Source organism: Streptomyces sp. NPDC002701 (assembly GCF_042889045.1).
Lineage (GTDB): Bacteria > Actinomycetota > Actinomycetes > Streptomycetales > Streptomycetaceae > Streptomyces.
This window is the reverse complement of record NZ_JBIAQL010000020.1, coordinates 54,974-75,240: the sequence shown is the minus strand read 5'-3', so window position 1 is coordinate 75,240 and position 20,267 is coordinate 54,974. Positions and strand designations below refer to the sequence as shown.

The following is a 20,267-nucleotide window of genomic DNA, read 5'->3' as shown; positions in this document are numbered from 1 at the left end:
GCCGGGCTTCCCCCTGCACACTGGGGACCTTGACGTGGAACTTCCTCAGGGGAACCAAGTGAGCGTGAACACCCAAGGGTTGGATTGACCGGCCGGGGACAGCACAGCGGCGAAGACCGACAGGCCGGGCGGGGCGTTCTTCGTGGACTCCACCGATCCGGGTGCCGTACCCGGTGTCGTATGAGGTGCTGGACGAGGTGCGGTACCGGGAGGTTCGGACGCTCTGCCGTCCGTGTGGAACGCGCGGCTCGGCGACGTCTTTCCCCTGCCGCGCTTCAGTCGGGCCACGATCAGTGACTTCCGGGTCAGGACCCGTGCGGCCAGGGTGCGTGGCGTGGTGTTCACCGACATCCACGGCGCGTCGGCCATGCGGACCGACAGCAGCCCGGACGGCATCTAGGGCCTCGTGCGGGGCGAGCGTACGCCCCGCACGACCGGTCGGCCGCACCTGCCGCGACCTGAGGGATTGGCCGCTACGGCCTGGTCACGGTGTGACGGTGACCGCGTCGAACTGGTTGATCGTTGACTGGCTCACGTCGTGGGACGTGGAGAAGATGCCGGCGTCCTGCTTGGCTGCGGCCGAGGACAGTGTCACGGGCTGACCGATCCCGACAAAGTTCGCACCGTCGTAGGAGTACGAGGCGCCGAACGAGGTTCCGGACCGGGTGAGTTTCACCCAGACGGGGCGGAAGACGTCGACAGCGGCTCGGGTGTCGGCGTCCAGATACCCGTCGCCGTCGGTGTCCCACTGGAAGACGATGCCGTTGCGAGCGGTCACTGCGACCATGGCATACCCGGCGGACCCTCCCGCCTTGGTCATGTCGTTGCGGACCATGACACCGGACTTGGCCCAGGGGTTGGCGTCGTTGACCGCGACAACTCGGGTTGAGACGCTCGAGCCGGCCCTCAAGGCGGCGGCCCGGTAGACCGAACCGAACTGATCGTCGCGCTGACCGCCCGCACCCCATACGTCGGCACCGGCCGCCGCGATCCCGAATGCGTCCCCGCTCTGGCCGAAGTAAGGGCTGACAGCCGAACCACCGGCGGTGTCGAAGCCGGCTGCCACTGGTGCGTCGACCTCGCATCCGCTGAAGCCGAACTGGTTCGCGTTGAGCGATGTCCGGTACCGCGGCGCGACGCCCGCCTGGCAGATGACCTCGCGTGCGCCCGCGGGCCAGTTGTCCCCGGAGACCTTGACGTTGTTGATCAGTTTGTTGTTGTGCGCCTCGGCGTTCGGCGTCGAGGCTCCACCCGAGTTGTACCAGTTGTTCTGGATGACGTTGTCGCTGGTGTTGTTGCGGAGGCTGTATGCGTTGGTGAAAAGGAAGGATCCGTCCTGGACCACGTTGTTCTCATACGTCATCGAGCGCGAGCCCTCGTCGAGGTAGAGGCCGACTCCTGAGATGTTGAACAGGTAGTTCTTGGCCACCACGGTTCCCGGGCTTGCGGAGAGGTTGTAGATCGACCCGCCGTCGGCGAAACGTGCCTTGGTGTTGTGCACGAGGTTGCCCTGGACGCGGTTGTTCTTGAGTGTGGTCGGCGTCGTGTACAGCGTGTTCCACTTGTAGTAGCCACGGTCGACGTAGTCGTTCGATCCTCCGGCGTCGTTGATGCCCCAGCCGTAACCGGTGTCGATACCGTCATAGGGGACGTTGGAGACCTCGTTGTGCAGGATGCGGGCGTCCGTGACGTAGGTGCTGAGGATGCCGCTGTTGTCCTTGTAGTCCACCGCCACGCGGTTGATCGTGTTGTCGGCGATCAGGACGTCCCGGTTGGTCATTCTCGGGTCGCCAGGGTGATGCGCGTCGGGCAGTACGCCGCCGACCGCTATGCCGTGACCACTGTTCTCCGTGAACCGGTTGCCGATGATGTCGATGTCGCTGGCGCCCAGTCCGACGCCGGTCAGCGTGGCGTTGGCGTCATTTCCAATGCCCAGCGCAGACTGGCCCAGGTTGGTGAACGTGTTGCCGATGAGCGAGATGCGGCTGGCGGCGGAGACCTGCACGGCGGCGGGCTCCTGGTACCAGCTGGTGCGGGCTCGTTCGAACATCTCGCAGCCGCGTGAGCAGCTGGTGAAGGCGTCGGCGGGCCTGTACTTGTAGGTGCCTTTGATGAAGAGGCCGTTCTGCTGGACCGCGTACCCGTCGGTTGATGGGCCGAGCCAGGAGGTCCCGGAGAACTGGATGCCGTCGAAGGCAAGACCAGTCACCGGCCTGTCGTACGTCCCGCCGATGCTGATCAGTGTCTCCAGGCGGGGAAGTTCGATGTCGAGCCGGTTGGGGTCGACCCCGTCCGCCGGCTTGTAGTAGAGCTTCCCGGCACCCGGATCCACGTACCACTGGCCGACCTGGGTGAGGAACTTCAGCGAGTTGTCGAGGTACCAGCTCGGTCCGGCCAGGAACGAGTTCTGGACGGTGTCCCAGCCCCACGTGTTGTTGTCCCACGCTGGTTGGGCCATCGTGATTTCGGTGCCGCTGATGCTCTGAACGGGCGAGTAGCGGTTTGTGAAGTCGCCAAGGGACTCGAACTCGATGCGTCCTTGGTCCGGGAGGGTGGCGAGGTAGTTCAGCGCCGGGTTCTTGATGGTGAGTCCGGTTGCGGTGGGAGTGACGTCCGTGTTGGCGAGGCGGATGGCGGCGCGAGGTGCGATCACGCCGTTCACGTAGAGCTGGCGGGTGTCGAGGCCGCGGGGGGTGTCCGCCTCCCAGATGCCCGGGCCTGCCTCGGACCTGGACCAGCCGGTGACCTTCTTGGCGCCGGTGATGACGGGGTGGGCGTCCGAGGCGGCGGTCCAGTGGATGGTGTGCTTGCCGCCGCCGTCGCCGGGTCCGAACCGGAGGGGTTCGGAAAGGCGGTAGGTGCCGTCGGCGAGCTGAACGCTCACGTCACCCCGCTTGGCCGCCGGGCGGGCAACGCGCTGGGCCCGCTCGAGCGAGCACGGCTGCGGCAGGCTGCAGTGACCGGAGTCCTTCCCGTCCGGCGCCGCGAAGTACACCGTCCGGGGCGCGGCTTGCGCCTGGAGGGGAATGAGCGCTGATGCGATGACGGCGCAGGTGCCGAGCGTCGCGAGGAGCCCCGCCCTACGCCTCCATCGAGCGCTCACCGAGCGTGTCGAGTCTGACGTCGATGTCATGTTCGATCGCTTCCTGTGACTGGGGCCTTGAGGCCCGTCACAGGGTTAGCATACGTATGATGTTTGCGACAAGATTCGTACGATGTTTGCTCAGGGCCCTGGAGTTCTAGCTCATGCGAGCGGGGTCCGGAGCGAGCCCCGTGACGTGCAGTTCCTCCCACAGCGCCTGCGGGATGACTGCCTGATACCGCGCGACATTGCTGCGCACGTGCTCGGCGGTGCGCATGCCCGTCACCACCGAGGTGACCGCGGGATGGCGCAGCGGGTAATGGATGGCGGCGGCGGGAAGCTCGACGCCGTGCCGCTCGCAGACGGCTGCGATGCGGGCGGCACGTTCGACGACGGACCGCGGCGCTGCCCCGTAGTCGTAGTACGCCGAGCCGTCCACGGCCGTAGTGCTCAGCAGCCCGGAGTTGTAGACCGCTGCGGCGACGACGCCGACGCCGCGCTGGTGGGCGGCGGGCAACAGGTCGTCCAGGGCCGATTGATCGAGAAGGGTGAACCGCCCGGCGACCATGACCACATCGACGTCGGTCCGTCTCACGAACTCGGCCAGCATGGCCGCCTGGTTCATGCCGGCGCCGATGGCACCGACGACGCCCTGGTCCCGAAGCTCGGTCAGTGCGGCGATCCCGCTTGACGACGCCGGCCCCCAATGGTCGTCCGGATCGTGCAGATAGGCGATGTCGAGCCGGTCGGTCCCGAGTCGCGCAAGCGAGTCCTCCACGGAACGAAAGACCCCGTCGCGGCTGAAGTCCCAGACCCGTCTCATCGTCGCCGGTACGACGAATCCGTCGTCGTCGAGCCGGTCGGCTGTGTCCGGGCTGTCGACGAGCAGACGCCCGACCTTTGAGGAGATGACCACGTCTTGCCTGGGGGTCGCACGCAGGGCGTCCCCCAGGCGCCGTTCGGACAGTCCGAGGCCGTAGTGCGGCGCTGTGTCGAGGTAGTGAATTCCCTCTTCGGTTGCGGTCCTGACGGCGTGAGACGACTCCTCGTCGGTCGTTTCGGTGAACAGATTGCCGAACTGGGCAGAGCCCAGCCCCAGTTCCGTGAGCCGGTGCCCGGTGCGCAGGCTCCGGGTGGACAGCGTCTTTTCCATGGGTGCGTGGGCGCGCGGCGGTTGTTTGCTGGTCACGAGGTCGGTTCTACCATGACAGCATACGTATGATGTTTCGTGTTAGGCTGCGTCGCCCCTGTGGGCCGGTGCGGCCTGCGACATGGCGAGAGGGAGTCGATCGGTATGTTGGCGGCAAGCTACGCGGGCGCCCGCAAAATGACGATCGAGGAGCAGGAACCGGTCGAGCCGAGCGTGGGGGAGGTGCGCATCGCCGTTGCCTACGTCGGAATCTGCGGCACGGACCTTCACGTGTTCCATGGGGACATGGACGCTCGGGTCAGCAGGCCGGCGACGATCGGACACGAGATGTCGGGCACGATCGCCGCCCTCGGCGCCGGCGTGGAGGGCTGGTCGGTGGGCGATGCGGTGACCGTCATGCCACTGGCCTGGGACGGAACCTGCCCAGCCTGCCGCGCGGGGAACGAGCACATCTGCCAGAACCTGGACTTCATGGGCATCGACAGCCCGGGAGCCCTTCAGGAGTACTGGAACGTGCCGGCATCGACACTCGTGCGGCTGCCCTCGGACATCTCGCTGCGCAACGCCGCGCTCGTGGAGCCCGTCGCGGTGGCCGTCCACGACGTACGACGATCCGAACTAGCCGCCGGAGACAAGGCGGTCGTCATCGGTGCGGGCCCGATCGGCGTGCTGATCGCGACGGTCGCCGCGGCGTTCGGTGCCGAGGTCGTACTCGTCGAGATCGACGCGACCCGACGGGCCGCCGCCGAGGAGATGGGGCTGACGACGCTGGACCCCTCGTCGGTCGATCAGGTCGCCTGGGTGGAGGAGTGGACGGACAGCGCCGGAGCGGACGTCGTATTCGAAGTCTCCGGCTCAGCCGCCGCCGTACTCGCCGCCACCGGCTTGGCGAAGGTCCGCGGCACGCTTGTGGTGGTGGCCATCCACTCCCAACCGCGGCCCATCGACCTGCAACGCGTGTTCTGGCGGGAGCTGAGATTGCTCGGTGCACGGGTTTACGAGCGCCATGACTTCGAGCGTGCCATCGAGCTCTTGGCCGAGGGCGCTGTCCCGGTCGAGAAGCTCATCACGGGCATCATGCCCCTGAGCGAGGTTGCATCGGCCTTCGGCCTCCTCGAGACCGGACAGGCGATGAAGCTGCTAATCGAGGTGAATGCGTCATGAACCTGTTCGACCTGACCGGGCGCCTCGCTGTGGTGACGGGGGCCAAGCGTGGAATCGGCTTCGCCGTCGCCGAGGCCCTGGCCGCTGCCGGTGCCGACATCGTCGGAGTCTCCGCCACCCTCGATCCTGCGGCATCGGCGATCGGCGACCACGTGCGCCGGCTCGGCCGCGAGTTCTCCGGGCACCGCGTTGACTTTGCGGACCGGCGGCAGGTGACCCGCTTCGCCGAGGAACTCGCCGCAGGTGAGCGGCCGGTGGACATCCTGGTCAACAACGCCGGGACCATCCGTCGCGCTCCCGCCACCGAGCACCCCCTGGGGTGGTTCGACGAGGTACTCGAAGTCGATCTCACCAGCACCTTCGTGCTCAGCCAGGTTCTCGGGCGGAGGATGCTGGAGGCGCGGCACGGGCGCATCGTCTTTACCGCCTCACTGCTCTCGTTCCAGGGCGGGATCAACGTGCCGGGCTATGCGGCGGCCAAGTCCGGCGTGGCGGGACTGGTCCGGGCGCTCTCGAACGAGTGGGCCGGACACGGTGTGACCGTCAACGGCATCGCCCCGGGTTACATCGCGACCGACAACACCCAGGCTCTTCAGGACGACCCCGACCGGTCCCGGGCGCTCCTTGAGCGGATCCCGGCAGGGCGGTGGGGAACGGCGGAGGACATCGCCGGTGCGGCTGTCTTCTTGGCGTCGGACGCCGCGCGCTACGTCTCCGGCGCGATCCTGCCGGTCGACGGTGGTTGGCTCGCCCGATGAGGCCCTGAGCCACGGGAGTGCGGTTCCACCGGTCCGAAACGTCGGCGGCCTCCGAACCGTGGAGGACGCCGACGCTTCGGCGCCGGTGGGCCGCGAGGCGGCCCGCCGAGAACCTGGCGTGCGCCGGCGCGTCGGATGGGCGCGGGCAGACGGCCACTGCATGGCAGCGTCGTCACCCACCCCAAGGGATCATCAGGCCCTCGCGTCGCAGCCGTCCGGCGTTGCGGACGGCGGGTGACGCAGGTGTCGACAGGGTCGCGCAGCGCGTAACAGGCCGTGGAGCGGCTCGGGTAGGGCGTCGGTGCTCAGCTGGTGTCACGTACTCCGTGCCCGTTGCCGTGTGCGGTGCGTCCCGAGCGAGGTGGGCCGGGGGCTGGCCTCCGACGAGCGAGGGCGGGAGACCGACGGCTGTAATCGTGCCGATGCGCAGGGCGCGCAGCGCGTTCCGGGCCGTGGCTGCTGCACCCGCAGGCGTGCCGCCCGCAACCGGGTGCCGCGGACGTGCAGGTGTGATCCGCCCCTGCAATAGGGGTGGGCCACCTGCAGGGGAGCGGACACCAGCCCCGGACACCCGTGCCCGGCCACTTCTCCTGCCCTGGGAGCGGCCGGCGCCACTGACGGCGACCGGCCACGGATCACTCTGTCCGTCATGAGCGGCTCGATCCCGCATGGGGAGCGGAGTCGGGCCCCCTGCTGATCGCGGGTCGGCTTCAGCAGCCCTTGGTTGCCGAGAGGCAACTGCCTCCCTGCCCTCAGCCGACGGCGATCACGAGGACCGCGCCGACCACAGCAGCGTGCAGGAAGACGTACCGTGCTCGTGACAAACATAATACGTATGCTCTAAAGTCCTCGGCGCGGAGTCGTCAATGAAGTCGACAGGACAAGGGACATCTCATGGTCGGAATCCACACCGGGGCGCGTTCACGCCGCAGGGCGTCGACCGTCGCCGTGACGGGCGTAGCAACGGCCCTCCTCGCCCTCGCCGGTTGCGGCAGCGGAGGAAGCTCGGCGAACGGGAAGTACGGCTTTCCCGAGGCCAGGCAGGAGGCATCCTCGACGATCGCCGTCTGGGTGGACGCAGACCGACAGGCTGCCGCAAAGGCGTTCCAGGCGGCAAACCCTGACACGAGGATCAAAGTCGTCACCTATGACGGGTCGGCCAACGGCTCCAACTCCTTCCGGACGAAGATGCAGCTCTTCGATCGCGCCGGCGACGGCTGGCCGGACGTCGTCTTCTCCAGCCAGAACAACGACGCGGCGTGGGCCAGCCAGAAGAGCGCCGGCAAGCAGGCGTTCGCGGCTGTGTTGGACAAGGGCCTGGTCCCGAAGGAGACGCTCGGCAATTTCACCAAGGGCTCGCTCGATCCCTGCACGGTGAACGGCCGCGTGTACTGCCTGCGCAACGACCTCGCCCAGACGGTGCTCTGGTACAACAAGCCCCTGCTGGAGAAGTTCGGCTACGCCCTCCCGGCCACGTGGGAGGAGTACCAGGCGCTCGGGGAGAAGGTCGCCGACGAACACCCCGGCTACGTCATCGGAACGGCCGGCGATGCCTGGACGCCCGAGGTCTACATGTGGGCGAGCAAGTGCCAGGCCAACGACGTAACCGGTCCCAAGTCCGTCACCGTGAACACCGGTTCGGCCGAATGCAAGCGTGCGGCCTCAATGCTGGACAGCCTCCGCGACAAGGGGACCGTACCGGTGGTCAGCGTGTTCACCCCTGAGTTCTTGAAGAAGTACTCCGGCAAGGTGCTGATGATGCCGGGGCCGGCGTGGTATGCCGGTGCGATCTTCCACAACCCTGAATCGCTCGACGTTCCGGCCGGACAGCTCGGCGTTGCCGCGCCGTTGACGTGGAAGGGCGAGAGCGAGGCTGTGACGGGGAACGTGGGTGGCGGAACCTGGTTCATCTCCAGCCATTCGAAGAACCTCAAGGCTGCCCAGAAGTTCGTGCGGTTCGTCACCACCGCCGACGAGTACCAGGTGGATGCCGCACCGGGTTACCCGGCGTACGCCCCCGCCGCCGAGAAGTGGATCGCCAAGCAGGAGGCGAGCAAGTACTACGCCACCTCGCTGCAGCCGGTGGCGACCGCTGCGTCGCGGGTCTGGGGTGGCTGGGGCTACCCCACCTTCAGCCAGGAGGCAATCTGGGCGAAGACGATCACCCCGGGTGTCACCGGCGGCAAGTCGATCGTGGATCTGCTCCCGACGTGGCAGACGGCGATCGGGAACCAAGCCAAGGTCAACGGATACGTGGTGAAGTGAGATGACCCTCGCTCCACCGAGTGACCAGGTGACCACCGACGCCTCAGAGGGTCGGCGGTCACGCCGGGGCGGCGGCAGGCCGGCCGGTCGCGCCGCCGCCCACAGTCCGATCGGCTATGTCTTCGTCTCGCCTTACGCGTTGCTCACGATCGCCTTCGGAGTCGTTCCCTCGCTGTACGCGGTGCTGCTGGCCTTCACCGACGCCGAAGGCGGCTTCGCGGGGCTCGACAACTTCACCAAGGTCATCGACGACTTCCGGTTCTGGCCGGCTGTGCTGCACGTGACCATCTATCTCGTCATCTGGCTCCTCGGACTGGTCGTCTTCGTCGTCGGCCTGGCGTTGATGGTCCATGCCATCGGCGTCCGGCGGGTGAGCACGACCCTTCGCTTCGTCTACTACCTGCCCGGCGCGCTCGCGGGCGCCTCCAGCGTCCTGTTGTGGCTCTTCGTCCTGGATCCGACTGCGAGCCCGGTCAGCGGGCTGCTCAGTGCGATGGGGTTCGACAGCTTCGTGCAGGTGATTCAACCGGGCCATCTACCGGCCATCTTCGCCATCATCGCGTTCTGGACCGGAGCCGGCGGGTGGATCATCATCATGTACGGCGCCCTCAACAACATCAGTACCGAGGTGATCGAGGCCGCCCGTATCGACGGTGCCAACGCCGTCCAGATCGCGTTGCGTATCCAGCTGCCGATGCTGCGCAAGTGGGTCGCGTACATGGGCGTCATGTCGCTCGCGGCCGGCACCCAGCTGTTCGTCGAGCCACAGCTGCTCAGCCAGGCCAGTAATGCGGTGGTGCCCAATGACTACTCGCTGAACCAGCTGGCCTATCAGTACGCGTTCCAGCAGAACGACTTCAACGGCGCGGCCGCGATCTCGTTGATCCTGCTGGTCGTCGCACTTCTGCTGTCCTGGGTGTTCGTGACCCGTGGCGGCCTTTTCGAGAAGGAATGACCATGGCAGCACTCTCCACCGAACGGCGTCGGTCGAGCCTGAGCGGCTGGAGCGGGCGCTCCATCATCGGCGTCCTGCTCGTCGTCTTCATTCTGTTCTTCGCCGTCCCGATCGTCTGGCTGCTCCTCGCCGTCACGAAGTCTTCGAAGGCGCTCGTGGTTGACCACCCGTTCTCTCCGGGGTCCTGGTCGGCCTTCACCGCGAACTGGCATCAGCTCTTCGACTTCCAGGACGGCGCGGTGACGACGTGGATCGGGAACTCCGCGCTGTACGCGATCGGCGCTCTGGTGATCACGCTCCTCGTCAGCATCCCCGCCGGCTACGCACTCGCCCTCACGGAGTTCAAGTTTCGGCAGGCGTTGCTCGTGCTGACACTCGTCGTGATGCTGATCCCCAGCACCGCCTTGGTGCTGCCCATCTTCCTCGAGCTGAACAGTGTCGGTCTCATCGGCAGCCCGTTGTCGGTGATCCTGCCCATGTCGTTCTTCCCGTTCGGCGTCTACCTCACCTATATCTACTTCTCGACGAGTATTCCCCGAGATATCCTCGCCGCCGCCCGCATCGACGGCTGCACCGGCGTCCAGGTATTCACCCGCGTCGCCCTTCCACTGGCCTCCCCGATCGTCGCGCTGGTGGCGTTCTTCAGTTTCGTGCAGAACTGGAACAACTTTTTCCTCCCGTTCGTGATGCTCCCCTCCAGCGACGGCTACCCGATCCAGGTCGGACTCACCTCACTCCTGGCCGCCACCCCGGCCTTCAACCCCAGCTCCGCAGGATCCGACTCCGTTCAGCTGCCCACCTTGGCGCTCGGGACGATCGTGTCGATCCTGCCCGTCCTGATCGTCTTCCTGTTCTCCCAGCGATTCCTGGTCGCGGGCATGACAGCCGGAGGAACCAAGGAATGACCACCAGCGCATGCAAGGAGAAACACGGCCGATGAAGATCACTGGGTACCGCAGCGTGAGCACCGTCCATGACTGGGGCAGAGTCACCGGAGACGTCAACGGTGTCCAGTCCAGCCATGCGACGTCGGTCCCTGTCCTCATCATCGAGACCGACACAGGGATCGAGGGGGTCGGACTCGGGTCCCACGCTGACATCGCGCGTGTCTTTCCCGCGATCGAGGGTGACGACCCGCGGTCGGTCGTGGCGCTCTACGACCGGATGCTCGCCTGGGTGTTCAAAGCCGGACACTCGGGATCCACGTTCGGCACCATCGGTGCCGTCGACATGGCCCTCTGGGACATCAAGGCCAAGGCAGCCGATGAGCCGCTGTGGCGGACCCTGGGGGCTCGCTCGCGCTTCGTGCCCGGGTACGCGTCCGGACTCGAATACGGCCTGCCCGACGAACAAATCGCTGAACTCTACGGTCGGTTCGCGGATCGCGGCTTCAAGGCCGGCAAGCTCAAAGGCGGCCGCGACCTCGACTGCGATCTGCCTCGACTGGAGATCATGCGCGACGTTCTCAGCCGTAACTCGCGCCGGCCGGCGCTCATGTTCGACGCCAACGAGTCGTGGAACCACGCCCAGGCCACCCGGTACGTCGCCGCCATTGAGGACCGCATGGACCTCACCTGGGTGGAGGAGCCACTACGCCGGTGGGACGCGGCCGGAATGGCCGCGCTGCGCGGAAAGGTGCGCGCGGCGATCGCAAGCGGCGAGAACCTGACCGGGCTGGAGCAGTACCGCCCCCTGTTGGACGCCAACGCGGTCGACATCGTCCAGATCGGCAACGTGTGGGGCATCACCCACTTCCTTCGCGTGGCGACACTCGCCCACGCCCACGACCTGCCGGTGAGCCCCGTCGCGTACAACGCCAACCCGGTGGCGCACGCGGCCGCCGCCGTGCCGAACCTCCTGACCTGCGAAGTCCAAGATCTTCGCTTTCCGATCGGTCTTGACGTTGACCAGCAGTTCGAAGACGGAGGTATCGTCCTGGGTGACCGTCCAGGGATCGGGATCGTGGTCGACGAGTCCCAGATGTCACCGGTCGGCGCCACCGCGCCCCAACCCGCGGCGAGCGGACCGCACATCCGACCCGAACGCGCTGCCCTGCGGCTGGTGGCCGAACCGGACCGGATGGACGCCGCGTCGCACCCCGGGGGAGGCCGTTGTGACCCTTCGACCTGAGCGCCGGGTCCTGGTGGCGGGTGTGCGCCCCGAGAAGCGCGAGGAGTACCTGGCGCTGCACCGCGCCGTGTGGCCGAGCGTCGAGCGCAAGCTCACCGAATGCAACGTGCGCAACTACAGCATCTTCATTTTCGGAGACATCCTGTTCGCCTATTACGAGTACATGGGAGAGGACCACGAGGCCGACATGCGTCTGGTCGCCGAGGACCCGGCTACGCGGGAATGGTGGACGCACACCGACCCGTGTCAGCTGAGAATCGCCGAGGAGCGTGTGCCCCGGGCGCTGTGGCAGCCCATCGACGAAGTCTGGCACCTCGCATGAGTGCCGGTGTCGACGCCCATATACACCTGTGGGACCGCTCCGTGGACCCGCAGGACTGGATCGACGCGGAGACCATGGCCCCGATCGCCCGCGACTTCGACGCCTCCGATCTGAGCGGGATGCTGGCTTCGACCGGACTCGACCGTGCCGTGGTCGTGCAGTCGAGCAACAGCCTCGAAGAGAGCATCCGGCTTGCCGGGCTGGACTCACCGGTCGTCGCCGGTCTCGTGGCGTGGGTCGACCTCGCATCGGAGGTGGGACCCCAGCTCGACCGGATCCGCAGGAACGCCGCCGTTCCCGTTGTCGGGGTGCGGCATCTGGCGCACATCGACCCGGACCCGCAGTGGATGATGCGCGAGGAGGTCAGTGCGGGTCTCTCCGTGCTCGAGCGTGAGAACCTCTGCTTCGACCTCGTCGTGCGCGAGTGGCAGCTTCCTCAGGCGATCCACCTGGCAACGCGCCACAACGGACTCCGCTTCGTGCTGGATCATCTGGGGGGCCCGCCCGCACCCGGTCAGGACAGGAGTGGGTGGGCGTCGCGGCTGCGGGAAATCGCACGGCGACCGAACGTCGTCGCGAAGGTCTCGGGACTCACCTCGGGCCTCACTCCCGGGTCATGGCGTGCGGCCGACCTTGCGGCCTCGGTGACGGTAGCCGTGGAATCCTTCGGCCCTGAGCGTCTTCTGTATGGCTCCGACTGGCCGTTGGCCGAGCTCGGCGGGGGAGCGGCGCCCTGGAAGTTCGCTGTAGAGGCGCTGCTCGACGGGCTCTCTGCGGTGGAGCGGGCGCGGGTGTTCGGCGGCAATGCTGCGGACGTCTACTCGCTTTCCTGACCGCGTGCCCGACTGCGTGCCCGTGGCGCGTGGTCGGGCAGCCGACGGCGCTCCCACGAAACGTGGATGTGATCATGCATCGCCTTTTGCGCCGCGGCGACGTCCTGCCGTGAGATGGCATCAACGATCGCAGCGTGTTCCTTCAGCGTCAGCTCGAACGCGTCAGGAGGATCGATCCCCTGGTAGCGGCTGGACTCCACGGCGCGCTTGTACAGTTGCTTGGCGATGTTCTCCGCCAGCCGGTTGCCGGAGATCTCCATGAGTGCGTAGTGGAACACCACATCTGCTTGCCGGAAGGAGTCCGTCTCGGACGCGCTTTCACGCATCGTGGTCAGCGCGTTCTCCAGCCTCCTCAGCCCGTCTGCGCTGCGAGATCCGGCGACAGCGCCCGCCATCGCCGACTCGAGGCTCGCCCGCACGACCGTCAGTTCGTCGAGGACGCCGAGCGTCTCGTCGTTGTCGATCAACGCGGACAGCACCACCGGATCAAGCATGTTCCAGTAGCCCGGCGCCCGCACCTGAGTTCCGCGACCCTGAGAGACGATCACCAAACCCTTCTCTTCCAGTCGCTTCACCGATTCACGCAGGACCGTGCGACTCACGCCGAAGTGCTCGCTCAGCGGACCCTCGGGGGGCAGCAACTCGCCTTCCTGCAACTGGCCCGTCACGATGAGGTCGACGAGTTCGGAAACGACGGCAACACCCAGGCGGCCGGCGGGCAGGCGTCGCGGGAACAGGCGGGTTGCGGGCTGCGACTCAGTTGGCATACGTATGACCTTACCGCTCAACGCCGCTACGACCTGACCGCCGACCGCACCCGGGCGATCAACAGGCTCTGTGCCCAGATGCCGGAGTACTTCCCGGCTCTGGAACGGGCCTTCGACCGCAGCGTCTCCAAGGCCGCGCTGGTCCTGCTCACCGGCTACCAAACCCCGGCCGCCCTGCGCAGGATCGGCAAGAACCGCCTGGCCGTGTGGTTGAAGTACCGCAAGGTCCGCAGCTCCGAGAGTGTCGCGGCCACGGCGATCGACGCCGCCGAAGCCCAGCACACTGCTGTCCGCGGAGAGAGGCTGACTGCTGTCATGGTGGCCAAGCTGGCGAAGGAGGTGATGGCCCTCGATGCGGAGATCGCCGAGACCGACAAGCTCATCGAGGGCCGATTTCGCGAGCACCGTCACGCTGAAGTGATCACCAGTCTGCCCGGCATCGGCACACTGCTTGGCGCCGAGTTCATTCGCAAGAGAGCCGTAGGCAAGGGCCACAAACAGGCGATCCTCGCCTCCGCCAGGCGCCGGCTCAACGTGCTGTGGGCCCTCATACGCGATGGACGCAACTTCGAAGTGGGACCTCTCGCACAACCACAGCGGGATAACGCACTCGCGGACAGCTGCCAATGCTCGACGACCTCGGCCAGGGTCCGCAACCGCACGTCGATGCTGACCGTGCAGCCTCGCTCGGCGAGCAGCGGCCGCACTTCACCGATCGCCCGGGCGGTGATGGAGCGATCCACGCCGAACCAGCAGGCCAGTACATCGTGAGTGGCCCCGTGACGAAGATGGACGAGAGTTGCCAGCAGCCGATCGACGAAGACCAACTGGTGTTTCGGCCCACCGCCCACGCCCGCTTCCGTGGTCGGGACGCGAGCTTGGCCTGGTGACGCGTATGCCACAACGGACCAATCTCGGCTACGAGTTCAGCGATCACCTCGCCCGTCAGGCCCGTGATGCGACGATTGCCAATGATCACTGCACGAGTCCTGTTCCCCACCACCCGGCCATGATCAACCATCACGGGCTCGACGCCTCACTGCCTGTCGTGCACCAGCTTGTAAGGGCTGTCCCGTAACTCCGCTGATCTCGGCTCCATCTGTGTCCTGGAGGGGAGGTTCAGGCGTCACTGGGACTGGGGATCCAACCGGTGCGCTGGGCCCAGGCGTCAGCACGTCGGATGATGTCCCATACGAAGGCGTCCTTCGCTTGGACGTAGCCGGGCCGGTCGTTACGGAACTGGGCCGCGCAGAGCCGTTTGGCTGCTGCGTATTCGGTCGCGGCAGACGTGTGGCAGCGGAGGTAGTCGCGAAACAGTAGTGGGAACTGTTGGGAAAAACTGCCCAGCTGTCGCACGTGCACGTGTGTGCGGTGCTGACCTGGACGTTCCCGGAAGTACCGCTTGGTCCGTTCGGGGTTGTCCGCCCGGTACACCAAGCCCATGCCAGTGAGCGGGCCCAGGAATTCGTCCGTCGGCTCCAGCGATGTCACTGAGATCTGGATGTCGATCACCGGCTTGGCTGCCAGTCCTGGCACCGAGGTGGACCCGATGTGGTCGATACGAGCCGCAGTATCACCGAGGGCCGCACGTAGGTCCACGCCCCACTTGGCGAACATAGCTGGCCAAGCAGGGTGGTACGGCATGATCTCAACTGGCTCTCCCACACTGAGGAGTGTTCCACGGCTTGCCGCAGCCGTACCCGGAACCGTTGGGCGGAGTGAAATGATCACGATGTGGCTGGTGTGATCAGGGCGTCGGAGCCGTCCTGGATATCCCCGTTCACTGGGCTGAGCCCGCGTCAGTTCGACAAGCTGATCACCACCCTGCGGCGTGAAGGCGCGGATATGGCCCGCAAGGGCCGGCCTTGGAGCCTGCCGATGGAGGACAGGGGTCTGTCGGTCGCCGCGCACTGGCGCACGAACCTCACCCTGCGGCAGCTCGCCCTGCTGTCCGGCATTTCGAAGTCGGCCGCCGACCGCGTCGTCGACCACCTTGGGCCATTGCTGGCACTGCGGCCCCGCTGGCGGGGCTGCAGGGACACCGTGATGATCGTGGACGGCACCCTGGTACCCACGCGCGACTGGTCAGCAGTTCGGTGATCTGCCTGAGGATGAAGGTCATGTCGGCGGACTGGCTGGCGTCGGTGATCTCGAGCCCGGACACCTTGAGCCGGCTCTCCCACGCCTCGACGCCGAAGGTCCGGTCCCAGATCGATTAGTAGAACCCGACCCTCAGCCCTCTCGCCCGGAAGGCGTCGCAGTACGCCTTCACCACGTCCTGCTTGTAGGAGCTGTTCGCGACGTTCTGGGTGCCATAGGCGCTCGGCCACAGGGCGAAGCCGTCGTGGTGCTTGGTCGTGAGGATGCCGTAGCTCAACTTCGCCGCCGCGGCGGCGGCCGCCCACTGGGCACAGTCCACGGCCGTGGGGGAGAACAGAGCGGGGTCCCGGTTCGGGGCCGCCCACTCCTCGTTGGTGAACGTCCCCAGGCTGAAGTGGTTGAACATGCCGAACCGCATGTTCGCCAGGTTGGTCTGAGGGTTCGCCGCGGCCGCCTGCGCCATCAGGGGCGACAGTGCGGGGATCACGGGCAGTGCGGTCGCGGCGGCAGCGGCTCCCGCGGCACCCGGCAGCGCGCGACGGGACAGTCTTCCTAGGCACTTGGACAAGGAGCAGAAGGTATGGGTTTATCCATCCGTGCGACTGTTCGTCCTGCTGTACACATGCCATGTTTGTGCGGAGAGCCGGAGCGCGATACCCAAGGCGCTGCCGCACGTCCGAGTGGCTGCGCCCCCCACTCGGCCGCCGACCGTCCACCGGCACGACTCATCGCGAGCGGATGTACGGGACACCGGAGCGAGCGCAGGCGTCAGCGCATCACGAGTGCGCTTTATTGATGGGATGGATCTGTCGCTCGGGAAGCTCAACGGTGACTCCGGCGAGATCGTCTAGTGGTCATCTTCAGTGTTTTTGCCGCTTCCACTGGACAACCTCGCTTCTTCCGCTCTATAAACATCCCATCTCTCCGTCGGTGGCACGCAGCTGTCGCATCGGCGTAACACTCCCGCTCCGGGACCAGCGCGAGGAAGTACCCATGAGACTGAGAACCGCCCTCGGCTCCACCGCCTCCGTCGTCTGCGCACTGACGCTGCTCAGCGCCTGCAGCAGCGGCTCCACCACCGCCGCCTCGTCGAGCGGCAAGCCGCTCGTGGGTGTCGACTACCCGCGGTCCGACACCGACTTCTGGAACTCGTACATCAAGTACACGCCTCAGTCGGCCAAGGAGTTGGGACTGGATTTGAAGACCACGAACTCCCAGAACGACGTCGCCAAGCTCACCGCCAACGCGCAGACGTTCATCAGCCAGGGCGTCAAGGGCATCGCGATGGCGCCGCAGGACACCGCCGCCATCGCGCCGACGCTGGCGCAGTTGGAGGCGAAGAAGATTCCGATCGTCACCGTCGACACCCGGCCCGACAGCGGCAAGGTGTTCATGGTGGTGCGGGCCGACAACCGGGCCTACGGCGAGAAGGCATGCCGGTACCTCGGCACCAAGCTCGGCGGCAAGGGCAAGGTCGTGATGCTGGAGGGTGGCCTCGACTCCATCAACGGCCGGGATCGCACCGAGGCGTTCAACGACTGCATGAAGAAGAACTACCCCGGCATCAAGGTGTTCGGCGAGGCCACCAACTGGGACGGCGCGGTCGCCGCGCAGAAGCTCCAGACCGACCTGACCGCCAACCCGGACATCAAGGGCGTCTACATGCAGTCCAGCTTCGCCCTGGCCGGCACGCTCCAGGTGCTCAAGCAGCGCGGTCTGCTGGTCGACCCGAAGAACAAGAAGCACGTGTTCGTGGTCTCCAACGACGGCATCCCCGAGGAACTCAAGAGCATCGCCGCGGGCAAGATCGACGCCACCGTCTCCCAGCCGGCTGACGCGTACGCCAAGTACGCCCTGTACTACCTGAAGGCCGCGATAGACGGGAAGACGTTCAAGCCCGGCAAGACCGACCACGACAGCACCATCATCCAGGTCCGCGACGGCCTGCTGGAGGACCAGCTCTCCGCCCCGCTGGTCACGGCGGACGGCGGCACCTACGGCGGCGTGCCCAGCGTCAAGAGCGACGACACCTCCCTGTGGGGCAACAACCTCGGCTGACCGGCCCTCTCGGGCATCCAGCGGCTCACCACTACAAGGCGGTTGAAATGAGAGACGGGGAGCGAGCAGTCACCCCCGCACCCGCCCCGGCGGACGACGGGCGGGCCCCCGCGACACCGCCCGTCGTCGAGGCGACGGGCATAGTCAAACGATTCGGTCCGACCGTGGCCCTGAACGGTGCTCGGATCACCATCCGGTCAGGCGAGACACACGCGCTCGTCGGCCGCAACGGAGCCGGCAAGTCGACCCTGGTCTCCGTTCTGACGGGTCTGCACGCCCCCGACGAGGGAACGGTCACCTTCGGCGGTGGCCCCGCCCCCCGGCTCAGCGACCGCGACACCTGGCGTCAGCGCGTGGCCTGCGTCTACCAGAAGTCGACGATCATCCCCACGCTGACCGTCGCCGAGAACCTCTTCCTGAACCGTCACCACCACGGCCCCAACAGGCTGATCAGCTGGACCGGCGTACGCCGCCGGGCGCAGGAGCTGTTGTCGACCTGGTCGGTGGACGTCGACCCGCAGTCCCCGGCCGGTGAACTCAGCGTCGAGCAGCGGCAGTTCGTCGAGATCGCCCGGGCGCTGTCCTTCGGGGCCCGGTTCATCATCCTCGACGAGCCCACCGCACAGCTCGATGCGGCCGCGATCAATCGGCTCTTCGACCGCATCCGCGAGCTGCAACGCCAGGGCGTGACCTTCCTGTTCATCAGTCACCACCTGCAGGAGGTCTACGAGATCTGCGACATGGTGACGGTGTTCCGCGACGCCCGGCACATCGTCACCGCCCCCGTCGCGGACCTCCCCCGCACGGAGTTGGTCGCCGCCATGACCGGCGAGGCGGCCGCCGACCGGCAGCAGGTACGCTCGAGCACCCTCGACCCCGCCGCGGCCCCCGCGCTGTCCGTGCGGGATCTGGGCAGGGACGGCACCTACGAAGACGTCACCTTCCAAGTGGGCGCCGGCGAGATCGTCGGCCTCGCCGGTGCCGCCGCCAGCGGACGCACCGAGGTCGCCGAGACCGTCGTAGGGCTGTGGGCGGCCGCCACCGGCGAGGTGGAGATCGCCGGGCGGCGGCCCCGTCCGGGCAGCGTGCCCGCCGCGCTCGCCGCCGGCGCCGGGTTCGTCCCCCAGGACCGGCACCACCAGGGCTTCGTCCCCGGCATGTCGATCGCCGACAACGCCACCTTGTCCGTGCCCCACCGGCTCGGCAGGAACGGCCTCCTGAGCCGTGACCGACGCGACCGGCTCGCCGACAACATGATCGAGAAGCTGGCGATCAAGACGCCGGGCCCCGATCTGCCCGTCTCCTCCCTGTCCGGGGGCAACCAGCAGAAGGTCGTCATGGCCCGCGCCCTGGCCGACGACCCGCGGCTGCTGGTGCTGATCAACCCGACCGCGGGCGTGGACGTGCGATCCAAGGAATTCCTCCTCGGCAAGGTCGAGGAGACCGCCCGGACCGGCACCGGAGTGCTCATCGCCTCCGACGAACTCGACGACCTGCGCATGTGCGACCGGATCCTGGTGATGTTCCAGGGCCAGGTCACGACAGAGATGGCCCGCGGCTGGCACGACCACGACCTCGTGGCCGCGATGGAAGGAGTGGACCTCAATGCCTGAAACCGTCCTCGCGGACACAGCCGCCGAGGCCGCGGAACCGAAGCAGAGGCGTACCGCGCTGCTCGGCGGCCGGATCCCCCTGGCCCGGCTGCGCGACCTCGCCCTCGTCCCCGCAATCGTCGTCATCGCGATCGTCGGCCAGATCGTCAACCCGGTCTTCCTGCAGACGGACAACCTCATCAACGTCCTGCAGACGATGTCCGAGATGGCCCTGCTGGTCCTCGCCCAGACGATGATCCTGATCGTCAAGAAGATGGACCTGTCGCTGGAGTCCACCATGGGCCTCGCGCCCGGTGTCGCGGCCTGGCTGGTCGTGCCGGCCGGCGCCGGACACGGACTCGGCCTGCTCTCCGGCGCCTGGGCGATCCCCGTCACCCTGGCCGTGGGCGTGCTGGTCGGCCTGATCAACTCACTGCTGATCATTCGTTTCGGCCTCAACGGCTTCATCGTCACCCTCGGCATGCTGATCGTGCTGCGCGGCATCCTCACCGGTATCTCCGGCGGCCAGACGTTCTTCCAGCTGCCGCAGTCGATGCTCTACCCCGGCACCACGCAGTGGCTCGGAATGCCCGCCTCCATCTGGATCTGCCTGGCCTTGTTCGCCGTCGCCATCGTGGTCCTCGGCTGGACCAGCTTCGGCCGCTCGCTGTACGCCATCGGCGGCAACGTCGACGCGGCGAAGGCGGCCGGCATCCGCACCGACCGGGTGCTGTGGATCGTCATCGTCACCGGCAGCGTGCTCGCCGCACTCGCCGGACTGCTGCTCTCCGGACGGCTGGCCTCCGTCGCCTCCGCGCAGGGCAACGGATACATCTTCACCGTGTTCGCCGCCGCCGTCATCGGCGGGATCAGCCTCAACGGCGGCAAGGGCACCATGTTCGGCGCGTTCTGCGGCATCCTGCTGCTCTTCATGATCCAGAACGTGCTCACGCTCGGCGGCGTCCCCGCCCAGTGGATCGGCGCCCTCAACGGCCTGATCATCCTGGTCGCCCTCGCCATCTCCCGGATCACCGGCGGCAAGGTCCAGGACTGACACGGGCGGCAGTCGCCGGCCGCCCGTCCCACGCCGC

Annotated in this window: 16 protein-coding genes and 4 pseudogenes; 14 read left to right on the top strand and 6 right to left on the bottom strand. The window is 67.0% G+C overall.

What is annotated here, in order from left to right; genetic code table 11:
• Positions 1-232 precede the first annotated feature (232 nt).
• Complete coding sequence (locus ACFYXC_RS34010) at positions 233-400, top strand: hypothetical protein (protein ID WP_389556077.1); 168 nt, start codon at positions 233-235, stop codon at positions 398-400.
• An 84-nt stretch (positions 401-484) separates the two neighbouring features.
• Here ACFYXC_RS34010 and ACFYXC_RS34005 read toward each other — a convergent pair whose 3' ends face one another.
• Positions 485-2,884: a right-handed parallel beta-helix repeat-containing protein gene (locus ACFYXC_RS34005; protein WP_389556076.1), complete on the bottom strand. Its 2,400-nt coding sequence runs from the start codon at positions 2,882-2,884 to the stop codon at positions 485-487.
• A gap of 355 nt (positions 2,885-3,239) precedes the next feature.
• Positions 3,240-4,235 (bottom strand): aldo/keto reductase, encoded by a 996-nt coding sequence (locus tag ACFYXC_RS34000; protein WP_389556134.1) that lies wholly within the window; start codon positions 4,233-4,235, stop codon positions 3,240-3,242.
• 141 nt (positions 4,236-4,376) lie between these two features.
• Here ACFYXC_RS34000 and ACFYXC_RS33995 point away from each other — a divergent pair, with 141 nt between their 5' ends.
• The 8 genes from ACFYXC_RS33995 (at position 4,377) to ACFYXC_RS33960 (ending at position 12,659) form a co-directional block, all read left to right on the top strand.
• A complete protein-coding gene (locus tag ACFYXC_RS33995; protein WP_389556074.1) occupies positions 4,377-5,396 on the top strand; it encodes a zinc-binding dehydrogenase in 1,020 nt (339 codons plus the stop codon).
• Entirely contained in the window at positions 5,393-6,154 is a 762-nt protein-coding gene (locus ACFYXC_RS33990; RefSeq protein ID WP_389556072.1) for an SDR family oxidoreductase, read from the top strand. The genes ACFYXC_RS33995 and ACFYXC_RS33990 overlap by 4 nt, the downstream gene beginning before the upstream one ends.
• 894 nt (positions 6,155-7,048) lie before the next feature.
• Positions 7,049-8,419, top strand: a complete 1,371-nt coding sequence (locus ACFYXC_RS33985; protein WP_389556071.1) for an ABC transporter substrate-binding protein — start codon at positions 7,049-7,051, stop codon at positions 8,417-8,419.
• Between the two features lies 1 nt (position 8,420).
• Positions 8,421-9,374 (top strand): carbohydrate ABC transporter permease, encoded by a 954-nt coding sequence (locus ACFYXC_RS33980; protein ID WP_389556069.1) that lies wholly within the window; start codon positions 8,421-8,423, stop codon positions 9,372-9,374.
• 2 nt (positions 9,375-9,376) lie between these two features.
• Entirely contained in the window at positions 9,377-10,279 is a 903-nt protein-coding gene (locus tag ACFYXC_RS33975; RefSeq protein WP_389556067.1) for a carbohydrate ABC transporter permease, read from the top strand.
• A 10-nt stretch (positions 10,280-10,289) separates the two neighbouring features.
• Entirely contained in the window at positions 10,290-11,504 is a 1,215-nt protein-coding gene (locus ACFYXC_RS33970; RefSeq protein WP_389556065.1) for a mandelate racemase/muconate lactonizing enzyme family protein, read from the top strand.
• The gene (locus ACFYXC_RS33965; RefSeq protein ID WP_389556063.1) at positions 11,488-11,826 is read left to right on the top strand and encodes an L-rhamnose mutarotase; all 339 of its coding nucleotides are present in this window, start codon (positions 11,488-11,490) and stop codon (positions 11,824-11,826) included. Before ACFYXC_RS33970 ends, ACFYXC_RS33965 begins: the two co-directional genes overlap by 17 nt.
• A 41-nt stretch (positions 11,827-11,867) precedes the next feature.
• A complete protein-coding gene (locus ACFYXC_RS33960; protein ID WP_389556062.1) occupies positions 11,868-12,659 on the top strand; it encodes an amidohydrolase family protein in 792 nt (263 codons plus the stop codon).
• Here ACFYXC_RS33960 and ACFYXC_RS33955 read toward each other — a convergent pair.
• Entirely contained in the window at positions 12,644-13,426 is a 783-nt protein-coding gene (locus tag ACFYXC_RS33955) for a FadR/GntR family transcriptional regulator (protein ID WP_389556060.1), read from the bottom strand. The genes ACFYXC_RS33960 and ACFYXC_RS33955 overlap by 16 nt on opposite strands.
• 9 nt (positions 13,427-13,435) lie before the next feature.
• On the opposite strand from ACFYXC_RS33955, the pseudogene ACFYXC_RS33950 reads away from it, so the two are divergent.
• A pseudogene (locus ACFYXC_RS33950) lies at positions 13,436-13,984 on the top strand (IS110 family transposase); the annotation flags it as partial.
• A gap of 179 nt (positions 13,985-14,163) precedes the next feature.
• Here ACFYXC_RS33950 and ACFYXC_RS33945 read toward each other — a convergent pair.
• Both ACFYXC_RS33945 and ACFYXC_RS33940 read right to left on the bottom strand, forming a co-directional pair.
• Positions 14,164-14,277: pseudogene (locus ACFYXC_RS33945) on the bottom strand (transposase family protein); the annotation flags it as partial.
• A gap of 268 nt (positions 14,278-14,545) precedes the next feature.
• Entirely contained in the window at positions 14,546-15,070 is a 525-nt protein-coding gene (locus tag ACFYXC_RS33940) for a GrpB family protein (protein WP_389556132.1), read from the bottom strand.
• 90 nt (positions 15,071-15,160) lie between these two features.
• Here ACFYXC_RS33940 and ACFYXC_RS33935 point away from each other — a divergent pair.
• Positions 15,161-15,508: pseudogene (locus ACFYXC_RS33935) on the top strand (transposase family protein); the annotation flags it as partial.
• On the opposite strand, the pseudogene ACFYXC_RS33930 reads toward ACFYXC_RS33935, so the two are convergent.
• Positions 15,507-15,989, bottom strand: a pseudogene (locus tag ACFYXC_RS33930) (alpha-L-fucosidase); the annotation flags it as partial. The pseudogenes ACFYXC_RS33935 and ACFYXC_RS33930 sit on opposite strands and share 2 nt — an antisense overlap.
• 530 nt (positions 15,990-16,519) lie before the next feature.
• On the opposite strand from ACFYXC_RS33930, the gene ACFYXC_RS33925 reads away from it, so the two are divergent.
• From ACFYXC_RS33925 to ACFYXC_RS33915, 3 genes are read left to right on the top strand one after another with little or no spacing between them, the layout of a single operon-like run.
• Positions 16,520-17,584 (top strand): sugar ABC transporter substrate-binding protein, encoded by a 1,065-nt coding sequence (locus ACFYXC_RS33925; RefSeq protein WP_389556059.1) that lies wholly within the window; start codon positions 16,520-16,522, stop codon positions 17,582-17,584.
• A gap of 47 nt (positions 17,585-17,631) precedes the next feature.
• The gene (locus ACFYXC_RS33920) at positions 17,632-19,197 is read left to right on the top strand and encodes a sugar ABC transporter ATP-binding protein (RefSeq protein WP_389556058.1); all 1,566 of its coding nucleotides are present in this window, start codon (positions 17,632-17,634) and stop codon (positions 19,195-19,197) included.
• Positions 19,190-20,230 (top strand): ABC transporter permease, encoded by a 1,041-nt coding sequence (locus ACFYXC_RS33915; protein ID WP_389556056.1) that lies wholly within the window; start codon positions 19,190-19,192, stop codon positions 20,228-20,230. Before ACFYXC_RS33920 ends, ACFYXC_RS33915 begins: the two co-directional genes overlap by 8 nt.
• The last annotated feature ends 37 nt before the right edge of the window (positions 20,231-20,267 follow it).

Excerpts from the sequence above, each read along its gene's own strand:
- ACFYXC_RS34000 (WP_389556134.1), bottom strand. The coding sequence starts at position 4,235 with ATGGAAAAGACGCTGTCCACCCGGAGCCTGCGCACCGGGCACCGGCTC.
- ACFYXC_RS33995 (WP_389556074.1), top strand. The coding sequence starts at position 4,377 with ATGTTGGCGGCAAGCTACGCGGGCGCCCGCAAAATGACGATCGAGGAG.
- ACFYXC_RS33990 (WP_389556072.1), top strand. The coding sequence starts at position 5,393 with ATGAACCTGTTCGACCTGACCGGGCGCCTCGCTGTGGTGACGGGGGCC.
- ACFYXC_RS33985 (WP_389556071.1), top strand. The coding sequence starts at position 7,049 with ATGGTCGGAATCCACACCGGGGCGCGTTCACGCCGCAGGGCGTCGACC.
- ACFYXC_RS33980 (WP_389556069.1), top strand. The coding sequence starts at position 8,421 with ATGACCCTCGCTCCACCGAGTGACCAGGTGACCACCGACGCCTCAGAG.
- ACFYXC_RS33975 (WP_389556067.1), top strand. The coding sequence starts at position 9,377 with ATGGCAGCACTCTCCACCGAACGGCGTCGGTCGAGCCTGAGCGGCTGG.
- ACFYXC_RS33970 (WP_389556065.1), top strand. The coding sequence starts at position 10,290 with ATGCAAGGAGAAACACGGCCGATGAAGATCACTGGGTACCGCAGCGTG.
- ACFYXC_RS33955 (WP_389556060.1), bottom strand. The coding sequence starts at position 13,426 with ATGCCAACTGAGTCGCAGCCCGCAACCCGCCTGTTCCCGCGACGCCTG.
- ACFYXC_RS33940 (WP_389556132.1), bottom strand. The coding sequence starts at position 15,070 with ATGCCGTACCACCCTGCTTGGCCAGCTATGTTCGCCAAGTGGGGCGTG.
- ACFYXC_RS33925 (WP_389556059.1), top strand. The coding sequence starts at position 16,520 with ATGAGACTGAGAACCGCCCTCGGCTCCACCGCCTCCGTCGTCTGCGCA.
- ACFYXC_RS33920 (WP_389556058.1), top strand. The coding sequence starts at position 17,632 with ATGAGAGACGGGGAGCGAGCAGTCACCCCCGCACCCGCCCCGGCGGAC.
- ACFYXC_RS33915 (WP_389556056.1), top strand. The coding sequence starts at position 19,190 with ATGCCTGAAACCGTCCTCGCGGACACAGCCGCCGAGGCCGCGGAACCG.